17 protein-coding genes and 1 pseudogene are annotated in these 21,715 nt (G+C 62.8%); 7 read left to right on the top strand and 11 right to left on the bottom strand.

The window, feature by feature from the left end; genetic code table 11:
• Positions 1-42: 42 nt before the first annotated feature.
• A complete protein-coding gene (locus A9K68_RS16215; RefSeq protein ID WP_065007691.1) occupies positions 43-933 on the bottom strand; it encodes an AraC family transcriptional regulator in 891 nt (296 codons plus the stop codon).
• Between the two features lie 144 nt (positions 934-1,077).
• Here A9K68_RS16215 and A9K68_RS16210 point away from each other — a divergent pair, with 144 nt between their 5' ends.
• Positions 1,078-1,833 carry an SDR family oxidoreductase gene (locus tag A9K68_RS16210; protein ID WP_065007794.1) on the top strand — a complete coding sequence of 252 codons (756 nt, stop codon included), beginning with the start codon at positions 1,078-1,080 and terminating at the stop codon, positions 1,831-1,833.
• 44 nt (positions 1,834-1,877) lie between these two features.
• Here the strand turns inward: A9K68_RS16210 and A9K68_RS16205 are convergent.
• The 6 genes and pseudogenes from A9K68_RS16205 to A9K68_RS16180 form a co-directional block, all read right to left on the bottom strand.
• Positions 1,878-2,507: pseudogene (locus tag A9K68_RS16205) on the bottom strand (aldose epimerase family protein); the annotation flags it as partial.
• A gap of 94 nt (positions 2,508-2,601) precedes the next feature.
• Positions 2,602-5,070, bottom strand: coding sequence for an adenylate/guanylate cyclase domain-containing protein (locus A9K68_RS16200; protein ID WP_065007537.1), 2,469 nt, complete (start codon positions 5,068-5,070; stop codon positions 2,602-2,604).
• An 83-nt stretch (positions 5,071-5,153) separates the two neighbouring features.
• On the bottom strand, positions 5,154-6,251 hold the full coding sequence (locus A9K68_RS16195; protein WP_065007538.1) for a branched-chain amino acid ABC transporter substrate-binding protein: 1,098 nt from the start codon (positions 6,249-6,251) through the stop codon (positions 5,154-5,156).
• Positions 6,252-6,732: 481 nt separating this feature from the next.
• The gene (locus A9K68_RS16190) at positions 6,733-7,764 is read right to left on the bottom strand and encodes an aldose epimerase family protein (RefSeq protein ID WP_163603039.1); all 1,032 of its coding nucleotides are present in this window, start codon (positions 7,762-7,764) and stop codon (positions 6,733-6,735) included.
• A gap of 85 nt (positions 7,765-7,849) precedes the next feature.
• Positions 7,850-9,307, bottom strand: coding sequence for an NAD-dependent succinate-semialdehyde dehydrogenase (locus A9K68_RS16185; RefSeq protein WP_065012184.1), 1,458 nt, complete (start codon positions 9,305-9,307; stop codon positions 7,850-7,852).
• 203 nt (positions 9,308-9,510) lie between these two features.
• Complete coding sequence (locus A9K68_RS16180) at positions 9,511-10,458, bottom strand: AEC family transporter (protein WP_065012185.1); 948 nt, start codon at positions 10,456-10,458, stop codon at positions 9,511-9,513.
• A gap of 154 nt (positions 10,459-10,612) precedes the next feature.
• Between A9K68_RS16180 and A9K68_RS16175 the strand changes: the two genes are divergently transcribed.
• Entirely contained in the window at positions 10,613-11,161 is a 549-nt protein-coding gene (locus A9K68_RS16175; protein WP_065012186.1) for a histidine phosphatase family protein, read from the top strand.
• 589 nt (positions 11,162-11,750) lie between these two features.
• Here A9K68_RS16175 and A9K68_RS16170 read toward each other — a convergent pair.
• Positions 11,751-11,918, bottom strand: coding sequence for a hypothetical protein (locus A9K68_RS16170; protein ID WP_156768583.1), 168 nt, complete (start codon positions 11,916-11,918; stop codon positions 11,751-11,753).
• 377 nt (positions 11,919-12,295) lie between these two features.
• Between A9K68_RS16170 and A9K68_RS16165 the strand changes: the two genes are divergently transcribed.
• The 5 genes from A9K68_RS16165 to A9K68_RS16145 are packed head-to-tail and all read left to right on the top strand — an operon-like array spanning position 12,296 to position 17,211.
• The gene (locus A9K68_RS16165; protein ID WP_006335407.1) at positions 12,296-12,577 is read left to right on the top strand and encodes an acyl carrier protein; all 282 of its coding nucleotides are present in this window, start codon (positions 12,296-12,298) and stop codon (positions 12,575-12,577) included.
• A 56-nt stretch (positions 12,578-12,633) separates the two neighbouring features.
• Positions 12,634-13,824: a beta-ketoacyl-ACP synthase gene (locus tag A9K68_RS16160; protein ID WP_065012187.1), complete on the top strand. Its 1,191-nt coding sequence runs from the start codon at positions 12,634-12,636 to the stop codon at positions 13,822-13,824.
• A 16-nt stretch (positions 13,825-13,840) separates the two neighbouring features.
• Entirely contained in the window at positions 13,841-15,112 is a 1,272-nt protein-coding gene (locus tag A9K68_RS16155) for a beta-ketoacyl-ACP synthase (RefSeq protein WP_065012188.1), read from the top strand.
• A gap of 37 nt (positions 15,113-15,149) precedes the next feature.
• Positions 15,150-16,178 (top strand): zinc-binding dehydrogenase, encoded by a 1,029-nt coding sequence (locus A9K68_RS16150; protein ID WP_065012189.1) that lies wholly within the window; start codon positions 15,150-15,152, stop codon positions 16,176-16,178.
• A gap of 37 nt (positions 16,179-16,215) precedes the next feature.
• Positions 16,216-17,211, top strand: coding sequence for a lipid A biosynthesis lauroyl acyltransferase (locus A9K68_RS16145; protein ID WP_065012190.1), 996 nt, complete (start codon positions 16,216-16,218; stop codon positions 17,209-17,211).
• Between the two features lie 288 nt (positions 17,212-17,499).
• On the opposite strand, the gene A9K68_RS16140 is transcribed toward A9K68_RS16145, so the two are convergent.
• The 3 genes from A9K68_RS16140 to A9K68_RS16130 all read right to left on the bottom strand — a co-directional run bounded on the left by A9K68_RS16140 (position 17,500) and on the right by A9K68_RS16130 (position 21,694).
• The gene (locus A9K68_RS16140) at positions 17,500-18,279 is read right to left on the bottom strand and encodes an ATP-binding cassette domain-containing protein (protein WP_065012191.1); all 780 of its coding nucleotides are present in this window, start codon (positions 18,277-18,279) and stop codon (positions 17,500-17,502) included.
• Complete coding sequence (locus A9K68_RS16135) at positions 18,272-20,527, bottom strand: ABC transporter permease (protein WP_065012192.1); 2,256 nt, start codon at positions 20,525-20,527, stop codon at positions 18,272-18,274. Before A9K68_RS16135 ends, A9K68_RS16140 begins: the two co-directional genes overlap by 8 nt.
• Before the next feature lie 84 nt (positions 20,528-20,611).
• A complete protein-coding gene (locus A9K68_RS16130) occupies positions 20,612-21,694 on the bottom strand; it encodes a substrate-binding domain-containing protein (RefSeq protein ID WP_065012193.1) in 1,083 nt (360 codons plus the stop codon).
• Between the last annotated feature and the right edge of the window lie 21 nt (positions 21,695-21,715).

Below are 21,715 nucleotides of genomic sequence, written 5' to 3'. Positions count from 1 at the left end.
GCTCACGCTTCGTGGCTGCTTTGCGCCTCCAGGGTATCGGCCTCAAGCGGCGGCTAAGGTTCTGCCTCTCGCTTCTTTGGTATCCCGAACAGGCGTCCGGCCGAACAGACGACCATATTCCCGGGTGAACTGCGACACGCTTTCGTAGCCGACCGCGAACGCCGCGCTGCTCGCAGTCTTTCCCTCCGATAGCATCAGCCGCCTCGCCTCAATCAGGCGCAACTGCTTCTGGAATTGCAGGGGAGAGAGCGAGGTTACTGCGCGAAAGTGCTGGTGGAACGACGACGTACTCATCCCGGCCACAGCCGCCAGGCGCTCGACCGGTAAAGGCCGCGCGAACTCTGCCCGAAGCACGGCGACCGCGCGCGCCACTCGCTGCACGTGACCGTCTGGCCACCCCAGACGTCGGATCGCCGACCCATGCCGTCCGGCCAGCAGCCAATAGTGCATCTCGCGCACAAGCTGGGCCTGCAGCACCGGGACCGATGCCGGGCGATCGAGCAGCCGCATCAAACGCAGGGCCGCATCGGCGACCTCAGCGTCAGTCGGGTCAACCCGCACGGGCGCGTGGTCGGCCATATGCTGGGCGCCTATTTGCACACTCAGTTCCGCAATGACCGCCGGGTCGAGTTCCAGAACAAGCGAGTAGTAGGGGGCAGCGATGCTGGCACGGGTGATCTGGCTCACCGTCGGCACGTCCGCAGTGATCAGCAGCGAATCTCCGCCTGAGAAGGCGAAGCCTTGAGTACCCATTGTGACGTGCTTGCTCCCCTGGACCACCAGACAGGCAAGCGGTCGGGAGATGTCGTAGACCAGATCGCTGGGCGCCGTCGCCCGCACCGTGTTGAGACCCGGTATCGGGGTGTGCGCCATGCCGTCTGGGTCGGCATTGGTGTCTGCGTAGCGGCGCACGGCATTGAGGAGCGCGGTCATGGACCGAAGCTATTCCTTTGCTGCCCGACACGCAAAGCATTTTGGAGGATTAGGCAAAAACGGTCGAGCTTCCGGCAACAAAAGCCTGCCCACCGCGCCGATATCGGCGTGGCCACAGCAGTGGTGCAAACAAAGGAGCAGGCCATGACCAAGATCACCCTCGTCACTGGCGCCAGCCGCGGGCTCGGGCGCAACACCGCACTCAACATCGCACGCCGCGGCGGTGACGTTGCCCTCACCTACCATAGCCGGAGCGAGGACGCTCGGGCCGTTGTCGCGGAGATTCAGGCAACCGGTCGCAGGGCGGTCGCCCTGCAACTTGACACCGGCGACGTCGCCACCTTCGCTTCCTTCACTGAGCGCCTGCAGGCGGCGTTGCGCGAGACCTGGCAGCGCGAGACGTTCGATCATCTGGTGAACAATGCCGGCCATGGCGACATGGCAATGATGGCAGAGACGACAGAGGCGCAGTTTGACCGGCTGGTCAATGTCCACTTCAAGGGCGTGTTCTTCCTCACCCAGAGGCTGCTGCCGCTGATCGCGGACGGCGGACGTATCGTAAACCTCTCCTCGGGCCTCACCAGGATGTCTTACCCGGGCTTTGCCGCCTACTCCGCGGTGAAGGGCGCGGTCGAGGTGCTCAGCGTTTACATGGCGAAGGAGTTAGGCGCCCGCGGAATCGCGGTCAACACGGTGGCGCCGGGCGCGATCGAAACTGATTTCCTTGGCGGCGCTGTCCGTGACATGCCCGACCTCAACAGGGTGTTCGCGGATATGATCGCGCTCGGCCGCGTCGGCATGCCGGACGATATCGGGCCAATGATCGCCAGCTTGTTATCCGAGGATAATCGCTGGGTGAATGCCCAGCGGATCGAAGTGTCCGGCGGCCAGGCCATCTAACGAAGCAGGTAGGGCATCGTTGAAAAACTGATACCGGGTCCGAGTTAAGGCAGTCGGAACCGGTATTCCGTGACATGGTGGTAGATCTGGCCCGGCCATAGCGTGGCCTGCGGGAAATACGGCCGGTTCGGCGCGTCCGGCCAGACCTGCGGCTCCAGGCAAAAGCCCGAAAAAGCCTTGTAACGACGTCCTTCGAGCCCCGGCGAAGGCGGCGCCAGATTCTGGCCGGTATAGAGCTGAACGCCCGGCTCGGTGGTCCAGAGCTCCATCTCGACGCCGGAATTTGCGCCTTGCGCCCATGATGCCAGCTTGAGCGGCCCACGCATCGAGGCAAGGCAGAAATTCTGGTCGTAGGCGAGCTGCTTGCCCTCGCTCTCCATGCGCAGCGGCCGCGCCTGGCGGAAATCGAACGGCGTGTCGTCGACCGGCTTCACGACGCCGGTCGGGATCAGGTCGCCATCGACCGGAAGATAGGCGCCGGCGTTCAGCATCAGCCGGTGGTCGAGGATATCGCCGGCGCCGCCGTCATCCAGGTTGAAATAGGAATGCTGGGTGAGGTTGCACAGCGTCGGCTCCTCGCAGGTGGCGGTCATCTCGACGCTGAGCGTTCCGGGGATTTTCAACCTATAGGTGCAGGTCACGTCGAGCGCCCTGGGAAAGCCCATCGTGCCGTCGTGTCTCGATCCCAAAGAACACGTGGCCGACAGGCATGCCTGGCTGTGGGCTGGTCGACGAGGTGAGCGCTGGAGAATTCAGGTACGGGCCCTACTACCTAGGCTTGTGACAAAGTTGATCGAGCGCGTCTCGAAGCGCAGTGGCGGCTTGGTCACGCTCGTCAGCAGACATCAGCTCGGGCTCAGCTTCTAGTCTGAGATGCGGCAGTTCGGTTCGAAAGGAGCGATGGGCAGCGACAAGATTGGCCTTCAGATCGATGACGCGATAGGTGGCGACCGGATAGGCGATCCCCTTGACGTGGATGTGCCCCAGTTCGTCGCAGTCGATCATGTCCCTCACTTGCGCAAACGTCTCATAAGAAATGAGCACCGTCCCTGGCTGCGCCTCCTGCTCGAGACGTGAGGCGAGATTCACAGCGCCGCCGATTATCGTGTAATCCATCCGGTCCTCGCTGCCGAAGTTGCCGACAGTGCAGTAGTCGGTGTGGATGCCGATGCGGCAGCGCAGCGGTGTTTCAATTCCAATGTCGCGCCAGATTTCGGCAAGTTCGCTCATCCGCTTCTGCATGGCGAGAGCCATCTGCACGCAGGCGAACGCGTCCTCCTTGACGCCGCGAGTCTCCGGATCGCCGAAAAACATCAGGATCGCGTCACCGACATACTTGTCGATCGTCGCGCCGTGATCCGAAGCAATTTTCGACATTTCCGTCAGATAGTGATTGAGGAGCTGGGTGAGAACTTCGGACTCCATTTTGTCAGTGGTCTCGGTAAAGCCGGCGATATCGGAGAAGCATATCGTCAGCTTCTTCCGCTGGCTGGCGATCCTGACGTCCTGACGGCCAGTGAATATCGAGTTGTAGACCTGCGGCGCCAGGTACTTCGCCAGCTTGCTGGAAAGCGCCTCGAGAGCCGCGGATTTCTCGGCGAGGTTCTCCTCCCGTTGCTTCAGCTCGGTGATGTCCGAGTAGACCGCGACTGTGCCGCCGCCGGTGATCCGCCGCTCGCTAATCATAATCCATCGCCCGTCGCCTCGCCGCTGCAGCCACGGTTCGCCAGGGTTGCGGTGCCGGGAGAGGCGCTCGGCGACCCATTCCTCTAACCGTCCCTCAGCATCCCTGATATAGCCGCGCTCAGCGGATCGGCGGATGATGTACTCGAAGGCCGTGCCGGGCGTCAGTTCGATCGCAAGGTCGCTGTAGAGCAGTTCGCGGTAGCGGCTATTGCTAAGGGCGAGCCGGTCCTCCGCGTCGTAGAGAGCGAATCCCTCGGAGATGCTTTCGATGGCATCAATGAGCCGCTGACGCGCTTCGGCGACCTCGCGCAGGTTCTTCTCCTCCACCTCGACTGCGGTATCCCGGAAGAGCCTGAGCGCCTCGGCCATGCGGCCGATTTCGTCGTGGCCCGCGGCAGGCAATGGCGCACGAAGATCGCCGCCGGCGATCGCGAGCATGCTTTGGCTCAACCCTCCCAGCCGCGCGAGGAGGCTACGGTCGACATAGAGCCACACAAACAGAACGGAACTCAAGAGGCTGAGAACGGCGGAGCCAAGGACAACTCCGGTCCCGTAGCGCTGGACGACCGCGGCTTCGAGACCGGACGCCGCGATCTCGCGGTCTGCCGCGGCGACCAGGCGATCGACGGCAGCGGTAAGACTGCGCGACAGCTGATGGTTTTCGGCCAGAAGCTTTTCGCCCTGCGCAAGGACGGCGAACTCGTCCTGCCGCGTCTTCGGGATGCTGTTTCCACCGTCGATCAATGCCTTGAACTCGTTGACCCGCTGCTGGAAACGGGTTCGCAGCCTCTCGTCGATCTCGTCGGAAATCGTATCTAGAACGGCGAACGACCGGCGCAGCGGAAACATGATCAACGCCAGATCGCCTGGCGTAGGCGCGTCCGCCGTGTTGACCAGCGCGTCATTGACCGCCGAGATCTCCTGCTGCGCCTTCTGCTGCGGGATGTAGGCCGCGATCGCTTGAACCAGGTCGGCCGTCGCCTCCGTGCCTCGGTCCGACGCAAGCGACGTGCCGGCTGTGACCGCCCGCCATTGCTGGAGTTTGGAATTCATCACGAGCATACCGGGCGCTACAAGGCGCTGGCTTGCATTTGTCGTAGCCGATAGGCGGCGTAACAGTTCCTCTTTGTGCGCCACCACGGAGAGGCGGGCGGCGACAAGGTCATCGAGGGCATTGAGATTGCGGCGCAGACCAAGCACCGCAGCCTCGATCTCAGCCACCACCGCCGCGCCAGGCTTGGCGCCTTTGAGAGCGGCAAGCAGTTCCTCTAGGCGCGTCATCTCGGCCGCGATCGCAGCCGACACCTCGTTATGCTGAGCCTTGCTGGTCGAAGCAAGTACGGCGGGCGCAGTGGCGGCGACCCGCTCGGCCTGCCGCGACAGCTGAAGGGATGCGAGCGCCGATGGCACTCGGTCCTTAGTGATGCGGTCGAGAACCTCCCCCACCTCGAGAAAGGCATAAAGAGCGGCTGCTGTCGCGAGCACCGCGAAGGTGCTGATACCGAAAAAAGCGAGCAACAGGCGGCCGCGTATGCCGAGACGCTTAAGCATCGCGGCGACGCGTTGAATCAGCTGGCGCGGCCAATAAGATCTGCACAGATTGGCTCAATGCGATCCGCCAGCTCGGTGGTCCGTTACTCCAACGGCACGTATTCGCCGCCCTTCCAAACATACCATACCCAACTCTGAACAGTGAGGTCGCCCTTGTCATCAAAGTCCATACGGCCCAGCACAGTATCAAATTGATTGCTCCGCAGCGACGCAATCACGGCTTGGAGTTCTAATGAGCCTGCCTTCGCGACCGCCTGCGCCCAAGTCTGGGCGGCACCGTAACTATGCAGCGTCCAGGAATCGGGTTCGAAGTTCTCGGCACGGAATCGTTCGACGACTTGCGCCGCTTCGGCATTTCGACGTGGGTCGGGGACAAAGGTGAAGAGCGTGCCCTCGGCGGCAGGGCCGGCAATGAGCCCAAACGCTTCGGTCGCCGTATCGTCACCCGAGATCAGCTGAAGCGAGTAGCCCCGGTCGCGCGCCGCACGAACCATAAGCGCAGCCTCGGTATGATACCCTCCCATATAAAGCACGGCGATATCCGCCCCCTGTAGCCTACTGATCTCGGCCGAGTAGTCGTCTTTCCCGGGAGCGTAGCCATCATAGATTGTCTCGGTCACGCCCCGCTTGTTCAACTGCTTTCTTGTCTCATCGGCGAGACCCTTCCCATAGGTCGTGTTGTCGTGAAGGATCGCGATCTTCTTGTCGCTCCAATGATCGGCCAAGTAGTTGCCGGCCTCGAAGCCCTGCGCATCGTCGCGACTGCAGACGCGGAAAACGTTGGCGCGACCTTGCTCGGTCAACATCGGATTGGTCGAGGATGGCGAAATCTGCAGAATTCCCGCCGCCTCGTACACCTTCGAAGCTGGGATCGAGGCTCCAGAGCAGTAGTGCCCGACGACGAACACTACACCGTCAGCCACCAGCTTTTGGGCAGCAGCCACTGCTTGCTCGGGATCGCAGAAGTCGTCGACCGTGATGAGCCGCACCTGTTGGCCTAGAACGCCACCCGCTGCATTGATGTCGGCCACAGCTACCTCTGCGCCGCGCTTCAATTGCGTGCCAGTCCACTCAAGCTTTCCGGTCATCGGGCCTGCGACCCCGATCAGCACCTCCGCCTGCGCAGGACAGTTAAGCGCGACCGCGAGCGCCACAAAAGCCACTGTGATGATACGGTACATGGATGACACCCCAAGCGAGTAGTTTACGCCAATCCCGGCAACGCCGACAGTCCTTTCCGCGAGCGTAGATATCTTGGCTGGTCATACAGCGCACTCGTCTCGTCGTTGATTAGGCTTCTACCTGGATTTGCCATATCCCTGCGCGGGTTAGTTGATGGCTAAAGCGCTCGCGCTTGCCGAGGTTCTCAACAAAATTGGGTGCTAAGTGGTTGTTGCCATCGCGTGCTATAAATTGGATTGTCCCTTTTGCAGACGTTCCGGCCCGACCTACGAAGGTCGCTTTCGGGTCAACTTGCCTCGTCCCGGCCATCGGCTTCAAATGTTCGAGAACGGTCCGAACTCGATCGCTGACAGTGATTGGGTTCCGATCCGAGAGCGTCGCGCGTCCAATCGGAACGCAAACGACGGCCTTTGAACTTGCGCACGATCCTGTCCGAACCGGAGGTAGCGCAGCAAGAACCGGTACCACCCGACTTCCGTGTCAGGCGCCAGGCAGTCGGAACCGGTATTCCGTGACATGGTGGTAGATCTGGCCCGGCCATAGCGTGGCCTGTGGGAAATACGGCCGGTTCGGCGCGTCCGGCCAGACCTGCGGCTCCAGGCAAAAGCCCGAAAAAGCCTTGTAACGATGTCCTTCGAGCCCCGGCGAAGGCGGCGCCAGATACTGGCCGGTATAGAGCTGAACGCCCGGCTCGGTGGTCCAGAGCTCCATCTCGACGCCGGAATTTGCGCCTTGCGCCCATGATGCCAGCTTGAGCGGCCCACGCATCGAGGCAAGGCAGAAATTCTGGTCGTAGGCGAGCTGCTTGCCCTCGCTCTCCATGCGCAGCGGCCGCGCCTGGCGGAAATCGAACGGCGTGCCATCGACCGGCTTCACGACGCCGGTCGGGATCAGGTCGCCATCGACCGGAAGATAGGCGCCGGCGTTCAGCATCAGCCGGTGGTCGAGGATATCGCCGGCGCCGCCGTCATCCAGGTTGAAATAGGAATGCTGGGTGAGGTTGCACAGCGTCGGCTCCTCGCAGGTGGCGGTCATCTCGACGCTGAGCGTGCCGGGGATTTTCAACCTGTAGGTGCAGGTCACGTCGAGCGCCCCGGGAAAGCCCATCGTGCCGTCGGGATCATGCAGTGTCAGCGTGACAAAATCCCTGCCATGCAGCGAAACCTCCCATGGCCGGTGCGAAAAACCTTGCGAGCCGCCATGCAGCGTGTGCTTGTCGAGGAAGTTGCGCTCGGTCTGGTAACGCTGGCCGGCGATAGTGAAGCGGCCATCACGGATGCGGTTGGCATAGCGTCCGACGACGGCGCCGAAGAAGGCCGTATCCGTTTCATAAGATTCGAAATTGCCATAGCCGAGCACCAGCGGCGCATCGTGCCCGGCCAGGCGCAGATCCTGGACGATGGCGCCCAGCCCGATGATGTTGGCGGTGAGGCCGCCGCCGCGGATGGTGAAGCGGCGGACGGCCTCACCCGCTTGCGTCGTACCGAAGACCTCGCCGTCTTTCATCGCCATGCCCGAAACGCCAGTTGGTTGATCCATCCCCGCCTGGCCTCTCGGGCCGGCTTGGGTCTGTTGACGGTCAACAGGCCCTGCCAAATCAGAGGCCGAGGCCGCCGATGCAGACATATTTGGTGTCGAGATAATCCTCGATGCCCTGATGTCCGCCTTCCTTGCCGAGGCCCGATTCCTTGACGCCGCCAAACGGCGCCTCAGGCGTGGTGATGAGGCCTTCATTGACGCCGACCATGCCGTATTTCAGCCCTTCCATGACCCGGAAGGCGCGGCCGAGATCGCCGGTGTAGAAATAGCAGGCGAGGCCGAATTCGGTGTCGTTGGCAAGCGCCACGGCTTCCTCTTCGGTTTCGAACTTGAACACCGGCGCGACCGGGCCAAAAATCTCTTCCTTCATGAAGCGCATCTTCGGCGTGGCGTCGGCGATCACCGTCGGCTGGAAGAACGAACCGCCGAGCGCATGGCGCTTGCCGCCGGCGACGACCTTGCCGCCCTTGGCGGTGGCGTCGGCGATCAGCTCCTCGACCTTCTCGACTGCCTTCTCGTCGATCAGCGGCCCCTGCTGCACGCCATCTTCGAGGCCGGAACCGACCTTCAGCTCGTTGCTGGCAGCGGCGAGCTTCTCGACGAACTTGTCGTAGACGCCGGCCTGAACCAGGAAGCGGTTGGTGCAGACGCAGGTCTGGCCGGAATTGCGGTACTTGGCGGTGATCGCGCCGGCGACGGCACGTTCGATGTCGGCATCGTCGAAGACGAGGAACGGCGCGTTGCCGCCGAGCTCCATCGAGACCTTCTTGACGGTGACGGACGACTTCTGGATCAGGATCTTGCCGACCTCGGTCGAGCCGGTGAAGGTGATCTTCTTGACCAGCGGGTTGGCGCAGATCTCGTCGCCGATCTCGCCGGCGGCGCCGGTCAGGATGTTGATGACGCCTTTGGGGAAGCCGACTTCCTCGGCGAGCGCGCCCCAGGCGAGGCCGGAATAAGGCGTCTGCGAGGCCGGTTTGACCACCGCGGTGCAGCCGGCGGCAAGCGCCGGGCCGAGCTTGCGGGCCAGCATCGAGGACGGGAAATTCCACGGCGTGATGGCGGCGATGACGCCGACCGGCTCCTTGGTCACCAGGATGCGGCGGTCCGCCCAGGGCGACGGCACTACATCGCCATAGGTGCGGCGGCCTTCTTCGGCAAACCACAGGATGTAGGAGGCGGCCGAACCGATCTCGCCCTTCGATTCGAACAGCGACTTGCCCTGCTCGATGGTCAGCAGCTCGGCCAGCACATCCTGATTGTCCATCATCGCGTCATGCAGCTTACGCAACAACTTCGAACGCTCGAGCGCAGTGGTCTTGCGCCATGTCTTGAAAGCGGCGTCGGCGGCTTCGATGGCGCGGCGCGTCTCGACCCTGCCCGACTTCGGCACAGTGCCGATCTTGAGGCCGGTGGCCGGATTGTTGACGTCGACCGTCTGGCCGCTGTCGGCCTGCACCCACTCGCCATTGATGAGATTGGCCTGGCGCATGAAATGGCTGGTTTTCTGAAGCATGGTCTAGCCTCCGTTCGGCGCGCTGACGGGCCGCTATCTGGATTTCTTTGGTGGGCGTGCGCAATGGCATCGGTGCCGGCACGCCGGGAGCCACTGCTCTTTACCTAGGGCAAGCCCCGCAATCAATCGCAAGATGGCATATAGGGTTTGGGCCAGCGCAAGGCGAGGCCAACTTGCGCCCAAATTGCTATCCAAACACGTTGCTATCCAAACACGTGGACGACGACCGTCAGCCAGAACGCCGTGGTGACGACCGCGCAGGCGGTGGCGATGGTCATCTGGTTCGATGCCAATGCCTGGCCGGTGTTGAACTGCGTCGCAATCAAGTAGGAATTGACCCCGGATGGCAGCGCGGCGGCCACGACCGCGACCTTCGCTGACAGCGGCGGCAGCCCGAACAGCCAGACCAGGCCGAGTGCAACGGCCGGCATCAGCAACAGCTTCAGCGCCGACAGCGCCAGCGCCGGCCGCACGTTGCCGGAGATGCCGAAACGGCACAGGCCAAGCCCCATGGCAAACAGCGCGACCGGTCCGGCGATGTTGGCCAATGCGTCGACCAGCCGGACGGCCAGCCCCGGCAGTGGCAGGCCGGTGATACGCCATGCCCATCCGGCCAGGATGCCGATGATCAGCGGATTGGAGAGCAGCTTTCGAAAGAAGCGCCGGATGATACGCAGCGGATGCACATGCTCGTCACCGCGGCCAAAGATTTCAAACAAGATGATCGACGCCATGATCATCGTCGGCAGATGCACGGAAATCAGCAGCGACAGCACTTCGAATCCACTTGGCCCGAATGTGCCGAGGACGAACGGGATACCGAGCAGGACGAGATTGGAAAAAGCCGACGACACGCCGCCGACGACCCCCGCACGCGCGTCGCGCCCGAACACCCGCGTGATGACCAGATGGCCTGCGGCCCAAGTGACTGCCGCCGCCGCGAAATAGGCTCCCCAGAACGACCAGGGCGCGGCACCATGGAAATCGGCATTGACCATGGTGCGGAACAGAAGCAGCGGCATCGCCACCCCGACGGCGAATTCGGCGATGGCCTCGCCCGCCTCGGCCTTCAGATAGCCGGTGAGCCCGGCCAGATAGCCGAGCGCGACAAGGCCGAAGACAAAAAGGACGGTTTCGATGAGTGGAGACATTTTTCTCCTGATAGGCGAGCCGGGATTGCAGCGCAATCACCCCCGCCGTCTGAAGCGGCCTGCCCTCGCCAACAGCCGGGCCCGGTGGTGCCTTGTTTTTCAGCCGGCTTTGCCGTCCCTATATGCAACCTGCGGTGACCGCAAAGGACGTCTGATGCTTCGATTTATGCTGGCGCTAATGCTGCTCGTCATTCCCGCGTCGGCCCGTGCGACCGAAGCCGGCTGGGCGCTGTTGCGCGACGGCGGACATGTCGTGCTGCTTCGCCATGCCATGGTCACCGGCACCGCCGATCCGGCGAATTTCGACATCGAGAAATGCGCGACCCAGGTCAATCTCTCGGTGCGCGGCAAGCAGCAGGCGCGCAAGATCGGCGCGCTGTTCGCCGCCCGCGCCGCACCCATCGAGCGCATGCTGTCTAGCCGCTATTGCCGCTGCCTCGACACGGCCCGCATCGCTTTCAGAGCGGAACCCGAACCGTTCGCGCCGCTTGACCTTCTGAAGACAGACGCGAGCGAGAAAGCCGCCCAGCTCGAGGCGATCATAAACGAGATCCGCGGCTATTCCGGTTCCGACAATGTGGTCATGGTCACCCATCTGGAGAACATCATGGCTCTGACCGGCATCTCGCCGCGCGAAGGCGAAGCCGTGATCGTCGAGCTGCAAGGCGACGGCCTGCGCGTGCTCGGCCGAGTCACCTTCTAATCTGCCCTGAAGGCGGTTGAACCGTTCGCTAGTGGTGAAAATCTAGCGCTGGTACCCTAAGCGGAATACCGGTTCCGACCTTCTTTGCCATTGTTCGGAGAAAGTTGAAGGGGAAGCCATGACCCGTTGCGGTCTTTCAGTTGCGAGCGTCGCTTGCTGGAGCTGCGTTAGTCGGTCGGGGGCCAATGGTATTTTTAATGGAACGCTAATATACATAGACGCTCGAACGAGCAGCGGCTGCCAAATACTTGAGGAATGCCATGCGAAGATTAATCTTCACGGCAATGTGTATCGCAACCGCGACAGCCGCTAGCGCCCACGATTGGTACGAGGACAAGGTTGACCCACAGACGAAATTCAAGTGTTGCGGTGGTTCTGATTGCCGCGCCATACCACGGTCTTCGGTGCGGTCCAGGATAGACGGTGGTTACACTTACTTGCCGCATAATTTCATCATCCCCCGGGACCGTGTACAGGAATCCCCGGACGGCCAATACCATATCTGCGAGAGTACCTACGTCGTAACAAATCAGCTGTATTGGCGTTGCTTTTTCGCACCTCGTGCCAATGTCTCTCTACTTCTCCCACGTTAATGATACTGCGCGTCGTGGCCGGAATCGACATCGGCAAGGTACGTAGATGTGGCAAATTCAGTCGCGCCGCTCGCTGCCCTGAACGGACGTTCGCGTTCGCTACACGGGAAAAGCATCGGCCCCGAAAGCACGATGCCGTGGCTGCGCTCAAGATGGTTCGTCATCCTCCTCCCGCCGGTTTCCGCCAGACCGTGGCTGTCCGCTGCGCCAAGCTCCAGCCCCGTAGATGCGCTTCAATTGGCCGATCGTTTCCAGGGTCACCGGGGAAAACGGCGTCTGGCCTTCAAAAGCACGATGCCTCGACGGCGTCACTCAGGCTCATGTCGCGATGTTCGGCCAAGGCCCTGAGCACCTTCACGCAATGACCAGAGATGGGATGGTTGCGGCATATCGCCGGGAGGTTCCCGCGACCCTATTGCCTGGCAGAACAGCCACCCCATCTGCGCCCGACGTATCAGGCCCTTTTCCTGCCCGGAAAAACCGATTAGACAGCGCGCAAACACATGCGGACAGATTCCGCCCGCAACCGAAGGAAAAGCCCTTGTCCACCACGTTCGACAAAGTCGCCAAGATCATCGCCGACACCAGTGAGATCGATATCGACACGATCACCCCTGAAAGCCACACTATCGACGATCTCGGCATCGACAGCCTCGACTTCCTCGACATCGTCTTTGCCATCGACAAGGAATTCGGCATCAAGGTGCCGCTGGAAAAGTGGACGCAAGAAGTCAATGACGGCAAGGCCTCGACCGACGATTACTTCGTCATGAAGAACCTGTGCGCCAAGATCGACGCTCTGGTCGCGGCCAAGAACGCCTGAAATGGTTCAGCCCGCGATCTTGATGCGCCTTCAAACCTGACCCACAACAACCGCCCATGAGTCCCCACCACGTCGTCATATCAGGCATCGGCCTTGTCTCTTCGCTGGGCGAAGGTCCGGATGCGCATTGGCGCAAACTCGCCCAGCCCGGCCTGGAACCCGTGCTCGAAGCATCGCGCTTCTCGCCCTACACCATCCACCCGCTGCCGGAGATCGACTGGAACCTGCAGATCGCCAAGCGCGGCGACCAGCGGCAGATGGAAACCTGGCAAAGGCTCGGCACCTACGCCGCCGGCATGGCGCTCGACGACGCCGGCATCAAGGGCAATGACGAACTTTGCACGACCATGGACATGGTGGTGGCTGCCGGCGGCGGCGAGCGCGACGAAACCGTCGACGCCGACATTCTCGCCGCTTCGGAAAGCCGCAACGACCGTGACGTCCTGCTCAACGAGAAACTGACCACCGAGTTGCGGCCGACGCTGTTTCTGGCGCAGCTTTCCAACCTGCTCGCCGGCAACATCTCGATCGTTCACAAGGTGACCGGCTCGTCGCGCACCTTCATGGGCGAGGAAGGCGCCGGCGTCGCTGCCGTCGAAACGGCCGCCGCACGTATCCGCTCCGGCCAGTCGACGCATATCCTGGTCGGCGGCGCCTTCCAGACCGAGCATTCGGACATGCTGCTTGGCTATGAACTGGCCGGCTATCTGCATCGCGGCCCCTGGAGGCCGGTCTGGCAGAGACAAGGCCTGCAAGGCGGTGGCGTGGTGACTGGATCAGGCGGCGCGTTTCTTGTCCTGGAACAGCGCGAACATGCGATCAGCCGCGGGCGAAAGATCTATGCCGAACTCGGCCCGGTCATATCCGGACGCGCAAAACGCCGGCAGGGCGAACTCGATGCCAAGATTGCCGCCCTGCTCAGGCAGGCGGCATTGCCGAACGGCGAGTTGCTGACGATTTCGGGCGCTTCGGGTGCCCATACCGCTACTGCTGCCGAGAAATCGGCGCTCGACGCCAATCCGGCGATTGCCGCACGCGGCTTTTCGACGCTGACCGGCCACATGAAGGAAGCACAGTTTCCCTTCGCCGTGGCGCTGGCGGCACTGGCTGTCGAACGTAAGGCCGCCTACCCGGCTTTTGACCCCGCCACCGAGAAGCCGTTCAATGGCATTCCCAGGACCGTCCTTGCAACGGCGGTCGGCTATCACCAATTCGAGGGCTTGGCGTTGGTCAACGCCGCCGATTAAAGATCCGGGACAAGTCATGGCCAATCTGAACGACCACATGGGCAGGCCGATCGTCGCCGTCACGGGTATCGGCGTGGTGACTTCGCTGGGTGTCGGCAAGGCCGACAATTGGGCAGCGCTCACCGCGGGCAAGTCCGGCATCCATCCGATCACCCGCTTTCCGGTTGAGCATCTGAACACCCGCATCTCCGGCATGGTCGATTTCCTGCCGTCGAGCTCCAAGGGCGCCAGTCTTCTTACCTACGATCTCGCCGAGATCGCCGCGCAGGAAGCCGTGGCCGAAGCCGGCATTGATTCGGGCGATTTCGGCGGGCCGCTTTTCCTCGCCTCGCCGCCGGTCGAACTCGACTGGAGCGAGCGCTTTTCGCTCTACAATTCCGACAAGCACGACATCGGCGCCGAACGGCTGCTTCGCGTGGCGCGCGGCTTGAAGGAACTCGATGTTTTCGAAACCACCCAGTTCGGTTCGATCGCCGACCGGCTCGCCGACCGTTTTGGGACGCGCGGCCTGCCGATCACGCTGTCGACGGCCTGCGCCTCGGGCGCCACCTCGATCCAACTCGGCGTCGAGGCGATCCGCCGCGGCGAATGCGACAGGGCGCTGTCGATCGGCGCCGACGGCTCGGCAACGGCCGAGGCGCTGATCCGTTTCTCCCTGCTTTCGGCGCTCTCCACGCATAACGACATCCCCGAAAGGGCGTCCAAGCCGTTCTCCAAGGATCGCGACGGCTTCGTGCTGGCCGAGGGCTCGGGCGCGCTTGTGCTGGAATCGCTGCAGGCCGCACTGGCCCGCGGCGCGACCATCCTCGGCATCCTGCGCGGCTGCGGCGAGAAGGCCGACGATTTCCACCGCACCCGCTCGAAGCCGGACGGTTCGCCGGCGATCGCCGCCGTTCGCGCCGCCCTCGCCGATGCCGGCTTGGGCGAGGACGAGATCGATTATGTCAACGCTCATGGCACCTCGACGCCGGAAAACGACAAGATGGAGCATCTGTCGCTGTCAACCGTGTTCGGCGAGCGGATCGGCTCGATGCCGATCTCGTCGAACAAGTCGATGATCGGCCACACGCTGTCGGCCGCCGGTGCCGTCGAGGCCGCGTTTTCGCTGATGACCATGCGCGAGAGCGTGATCCCGCCGACCATCAATTACGACAATCCAGATCCGGCGATCGTGCTCGATGTGGTACCGAACAAGAAGCGCAACGCCGAGGTGGGCACGGTGCTGTCGAACTCCTTCGGCTTCGGCGGCCAGAACACCTGCCTTGTCATGGCGCGGGAACCAGTCTAAGCGAGCCTTTTCCCGCTCAACAGAACCGACAGGCTCAATGCGCGCATTGCAACTTATCGAGGACCGCCGCCTTGAAACGGTGGACCTGCCGCCTCCGCCGCAGCCTGCGCTGGGCGAAGTGACGCTGCGCATCAAAGCCGTGGCGCTCAATCATATCGACGTCTGGGGCTGGCGCGGCATGGCCTTCGCCAAGCGCAAGCTGCCGCTGGTCGTCGGCGCCGAAGCTTCCGGCGAGGTCGAGGCGGTCGGCCCCGGCGTCTCCAGCCTTGTACCCGGACAGCTTGTGTCGATCTACGGCGCGCGCACCTGCGGGCTTTGCCGCGCCTGCCGCGAAGGCCGCGACAATCTCTGCGATAATGTCTCGGGCGTTCACGGCTTTCATCTCGATGGCTTTGCGCAAGAGAAGATCAACCTGCCGGCGCGCCTGCTGGTCCCCGCCCCGCCCGGCGTGACGGACATCGGCGCGGCCGTCGCGCCCGTCACCTTCGGCACGGTCGAACACATGCTGTTCGACAATGCCAGGCTGCAGCCCGGGGAGATCATCCTTATCCATGCCGGCGGCTCGGGCATCGGCTCCGCCGCGATCCAGCTGGCAAAGAAAATGGGCTGCACTGTGATCACCACGGTCGGCTCGAACGACAAGATCGACAAGGCGAAGGCGCTTGGCGCCGACCATGTTATCAACTATCGCGAGGACCGTTTCGAAGGCGTGGTGCGCAAGCTGACGAAGAAGAAGGGCGTCGACGTCGTCTTCGAGCATGTCGGCGCCGACACCTTTGCCGCCTCGATGCTGTGCCTGAAACGCGGCGGTCGCCTGGTGACCTGCGGCTCGACCTCGGGCGTCTCGACGCAGATCAATCTGATGCAATTGTTCCAGCAGCAGCTGAAGCTGCTCGGCTCCTTCGGCTGCCGTATGCAAAACATGGCCGACGCCATGCAGAAAATGGCGGCGGGGCTGGTTTTTCCGGTTATCGACACCGAAGTCGGCTTCGACGGCATCGACGCCGCGCTGAAGCGCATGGAAGGCCGCGACGTGTTCGGCAAGATCATCCTGCGCGTCGGTTGACCATGATGTTGCTGTCTAAAAACGTCATGGGCTAGGCATGGTCGGCAACACCTTCAAGAAGCTCCGCCGGGACTTGGCGTTCCGCCACGGCAGGGGGCTGCGCCAGTTCAACTATTGGCTGCTTGCGCGCGCCGCGATGACGATAATTTGGCTGCTGCGTCTGCTGCCGGTCGACAGAGCGCTCAATTTCGCCGACCGAGCCGCCCGCCTCATTGGTCCGTGGGTGGGACGCCACAATGTCGCCATCGCCAATCTGCGCAACGCCTACCCGGAAAAGAGCGACAGCGAAATCCAGGCCATCGCGTCCGATATGTGGGGCAACATGGCCCGCCTTGCCGCAGAATACATTTTTCTCGACGCCCTGTTCGACTACGATCCCGCCGCGACGAAACCGGGCCGCGTCGAGGTCAAGGGGGTCGAGCACTTCGTGCATATCGCCGAGGAACAGAAGCCGCATATCATCTTCACCGGGCATCTCGGCAATTTCGAACTGCTTCCGGTGGCGGCAGCCACTTTCGGCATGAACATCACGGCGCTGTTTCGCCCGCCCAACAACCCTTACCTTGCCGACTACATCCTCTCGACTCGCCGCTCGACCATGGGGTCGCTTCTGCCCTCCTCCACCGGCGCCTCGTTCGCGCTGGCGGCAATCCTGGAGAAAGGCGGCAATATCGGCGTGCTCGTCGACCAGAAATTCTCGAGCGGGCTCGAAACGACATTCTTCGGCCGCCCATGCGAGAGCAACCGGGTTCTGGGCACCCTGGCGCGGCACTATGACTGCGATGTCTATCCGGCGCGCTGCGTGCGCTTGCCCGGCAACCGCTTCCGGCTCGAGATCGAGGACAGACTGACCTTGCCGCGCACCGCCGGCGGCAGTGTCGACGTCCACGGCACCACCCAGCTGCTCAACGACGTGGTCGAGCGCTGGGTGCGCGAGGATCCCGGCCAGTGGATGTGGTTCCACAAAAGGTGGGAGATCAGCGGCCCGCGCGGAAAGCATCGCCGGGCGAGACAGCGCGGCGAAGCGGCCTGAAACGGCAAGTATTGAGATGCAGCGCAGCGTGAAGTGATTGCCCTGCAACTATGGGTAGTTTCGACTTGACAAGTGACGGCAGTTTATGCTAGGAATTTAAGCATTCTTGATCTGCGCCAACGACCCGCCCGCTGAGGCGGGTTTTTTGTTTCGGCCGGATCGCTCGATGGCGGCCTTGTTTCAAGTTTCGGTCTTTCGGCGTGGCAAGTTTCACCGCCAATCGTCAAGCACGTCCGAAATGAAAGGGCTGTTTGACAGCCACGCCTGGAGAAAAGTGAACCTGATCGGTCAAGGCCTCGCCTCATCGGCCGTAAGTGCGTGCTCTCGCGTGCCGGAGACGATGATCTCCAGGACCTCATGCTCGCCGGTGTTCCTGACGTAGCGATCGCCGACGTTCTCGCCGCGCTTCAGCACCATCACGCGATCGCCCACAGCGAATATGTCAACGAGGCGGTGGGAGATGATGATCTGGGCAACGCCCTGCTTTTTCAGTTCCAGCATGGTCTCGAGCAGCCGCTCGGTCGCCATCACCGAGAGATTGGCGGTCGGCTCGTCGAGGATCACCACGCGCGGCTGGAAGGAGATAGCGCGGGCAATCGCCACAGATTGCTGGCGTCCGCCTGACAGGCTCTCGACCTTTTGATAGACGGAGTTCACGTCGACCTTGAGCCGCTTCAGCACGCTGTCGGCTTCCGCGTACATTTTCCGCCGATTGACAAAAAGGCCCTTGCGCGGCCAACGGCCAAGAAAGATGTTCTGACCGACATCCATATTCCCGCAAAGAGCGAAATCCTGGTAGATCATCTCGATGCCGGCATCGCGGCTTTCGTGCGGGCTCTTGAAGTGCACCGGCTGCCCGGCGACGAAAACCTCGCCGGCGTCGCGCTGGTAGGCGCCGGTCAGGATCTTCATCAGCGTAGATTTGCCGGCCGAGTTGTCGCCGACGAGGCCCAGGATCTCGCCGGGATAGAGCACGAGGTCGACGTTGCGGAGCGCCTGCACTGCACCGAAGGCTTTTTCGATGCCCCGCATTTCTACGATCGGTGCAGGCGTGGTCGGGTCACGCATGGGTGGTCTCCGCCGTTCTTGTGCGCCGTGCGAGGCGCGCCCGCAGGCGGCCGAAGATGTTGGCCTGGCGCACCCAGATGTCGATCAGCACCGCCACGATCAGGATGCCGCCGATGAAGACGTTGATCCAGTGCTGCGGCATGGTGAAGCCCTGGACGTTGAGCTGCAGCAGCGCCCGGATCAGGGTGATCACCGCCGCCCCGGCGAGCGCCCCGATCACGGTGCCGTAGCCGCCGAAGATCGAACCGCCGCCGATGATCACCGAAGCGATGGCGTCGAGCTCGCGGAACTGGCCGGCCACCGGGTTGAAGCTGCGGAAGTAGGCGACGTTGATGATCCCGGCCATTGTCGCGCAGAGCGCCGCCAGCATAAGCGCGAGAAACCGCACCCGGTTGGTGTTGATCCCGGCGTAGGCGGCGGCGCGAATGTTGCCGCCGGTCGCATAGACCTTCTGCCCGAACGGCATATAGGCGAGCACGACGCCGGCAATGACGGCGACGACCAGCATCCAGATGGTCTGGACGCTCACCACCTCGGCGGTCGAGCGCAGCAGCCCGTCCGGCAGCGAGATGCGGTAGTGCAGCAGGATGTCGTTCACCTTGCGGCCAAGCAGGTTGTAGCCCTCGGGCCAGCCGGTGAGCTGCTGCCCGGCGACGAACCAGGCGGCGAGGCCGCGGGCGATGTAGAACATGCCGAGCGTGGCGATGAAGGCCGGCAGCTTGAAGCCGACGGTGACGATCGCGTTGACGAGGCCGGCACACATGCCCGCGAGCAGGCCCATCGCCACCGCGGTCACGGGGTCGGCGCCGAGAACCTTGAGAAAATAGGCGGCGGTGCTGCCGGCGAGGGCGAGCACCGCCCCGACGGAGAGATCGATATCGCCGGCGGCGATGACGTAGGTGAGCCCGATGGTGATCAGCGCAAGCTCGGTATAGTTGAGCAGGATCGCGAAGCTGTTGGACAGGTTCCACCAGTAGTCCGGCCGGAGCGCGAGGCCGGTCAGCCACAGGAGCACGGTCAAGATGATGGCGAGCGCGTCGCGCCGGGCGAGGAACTTGCCGAACCCGGTGGCCGACAGCGCCATGTCGGTCGCCATTGCCCCCTTGGTCTGCACTCCCTCGATCGCGATGCCACCGATCTCGTAGGCCGGTGGCGGTGGCCGGCCGCGGAGCCAGGCCCAGAGGCGCCCTGCCACCTGGCGGCGGATGAGATAAGGCTCGATGAGCACCGCCACGACGAGCAGCAGTCCGAGGAACACCGGCACCGCGCCGACCGGCAGCGAGAAAACGGCGTTGACCGTGATCTCCTCGTCGTCGATCTTGATGGTGCGCGTGATCGGCCAGCCCTCGCGCAACACCTTGTCGAGCAGCACCACCAGCAGGGCGCCAAGGCAGGATCCGGCGACCCGGCCGCGGCCGCCGAGGATCGAGGCGCCGCCGATGATCACGGCGGCAATGACGGTCAGCTCACCACTGACGCCGTAGAGGGGCGTCACGCCCTTGTCCTGGGCAGCTGACATCAGGCCGGCAAGCGCCGCGCAGAGCGAGGAGATCAGGTAAGCTCGAATGCGCACCCAGTTGGTCGGGATGCCGGCATAGGACGCCGCCTGCTCGTTGCCGCCGGTGGCGAAGGTCTCGTAGCCCCAGCGCGTCTTGGCGAGCACATAGGCGCCGATCACTGCGACAACAACGAAGATCACGACCTGGTTGTTGAAGCCGAGGAGGTTAGTCTCGCCGAGGTGAAAAAAAAGCGGATAGCCGGTCGCCTTGGCAGGATAGTAGATCGCCTGCCCGTGAGTGAGCGCCAGCACGAAGCCGCGGCCGATGAAAAGTATCGTCAGGGTGGCGATGAATGCAGGCACTTTCAGGATGGTAACGAGCACGCCATTGACGAGACCGATCAACACACCGAGAAGCATGCAGAGGATCACCGACGTGACGACGCCGAGGTCAAGGAAGCTCGGCGCGAACAGCCTGGCGAAGACGACGGCGACTAGGCCGTAAGTTGAACCGACCGAAAGATCGAGGTCCTTGTTGACGATGACGAAGGTCACTCCGACCGCGATGATGGCAACCCGCGAGGTGTCGCGGAGCAGCGAGTGAAACGCTCCTGTCGACCCGAAGAACGCGGGATTGACGAGAGCGCCGCCGAGATAGAGCAGCAAAAGCAAGGCAACGAGCCCCACCTCCCAGCCGCCGACAATCTGGGACGGCGCACGGCCGAGTGATGTGGTCGCGGTAAGCGCCATGGTCTCTTCTGGTCGATTTCCCTGCTGCCGCATTGCGGGAGAGCTTGCGCCCTCCCGCAATGATTTCAGACCTTCCGAGCGGACTCAGTTCTCGAAGCGCTTGCCGACATCCTCGACGGTCTCCTTCGTCACCAGTTGGGCACGTGTGTCGAGGTTGGATGCCGCGATACCGCGATCGATCTCCAGATAGAGCTGCATGACCGGCCAGAAGCCCTGCAAGAAGGGCTGCTGCCCGAGCGCGCCGGTCAGATCGCCGCTCTTCATCGCATCCTGCTGGGCGGGGCCGAGGTCGAAACCGTAGGCGCAGATCTTGCCGGTCAGTCCGGTCTGAGCGACGGCCTTGGCAAGCGCCGGCGTGAACACATTATTGCCGGCGAACGCGCCAACGACGTCGCCTCGCGATTCGAACAGCGTCACGATGCCGTTCACCGGGTCATTCGGATTGGTGTCGATACCGGTGTTCTCCGGACCCGCGTCGACCTTGAAGGCATCAAGCTTGCCGGCATCCTTCAAGCCCTTGACGATGGCGTTGAAAGCCGAAGTGACGCGATTGTTCACCTCGATGTTGCCCATTGCGGTCGACGACGGCAGGACGATCGAACCCTTCTCGATACCCTTGTCCGCGAGGCACTTGACGAGCGCCTCGCCGGCGATTGCGGCAGCGGAGGCGTCCTGGCCGGTGTGGCCGATGCCGCTGCGGTTCAGGATCGTTCCGTCGAAGGAATTGGTCGTAGCGACCGGTATGCCCTTCGCCTCGGCGGCCTTGACGATGTCGTTATAGGCGCCGACCTGGGGCGTTGTCATGATCAGCCCGTCGATCGTCGGATCCTGCACGATCTGGTTCAGGATTTCGATCTCGCGGGCAGGGTCGTCGGTCGGCGATTCCGAGCCGAGCAGCAGGACCTTGGCGCCGATCAGGTTGCCGGCGACGGTCGCGCCGACGTAGACCGGATCGAAGAAACCATTGCCGGCAGTGTGTGTCACGATAGCGAAAGTGAGGTGACCATCGGCCGAATGGAAGTCCTTCGTACCAGGGGCCTCCTTTGCGGCTTCTTCGAAGCTGTAGCCGCCGACCGCCTTATCGACGCCGCCCGATTGTGCGTAGGCGTTCGATACGCCGAGCGATAACGCCGCGGCACCCGCCGCGAGCGAGAAAATACGTTTCATGAATATCCTCCCTTGCAACCA

It is taken from the genome of Mesorhizobium sp. AA22 (assembly GCF_001672375.2).
Classification (GTDB): Bacteria; Pseudomonadota; Alphaproteobacteria; order Rhizobiales; family Rhizobiaceae; genus Mesorhizobium; species Mesorhizobium wenxiniae.
This window is presented reverse-complemented; position numbering and strand designations above follow the sequence as displayed.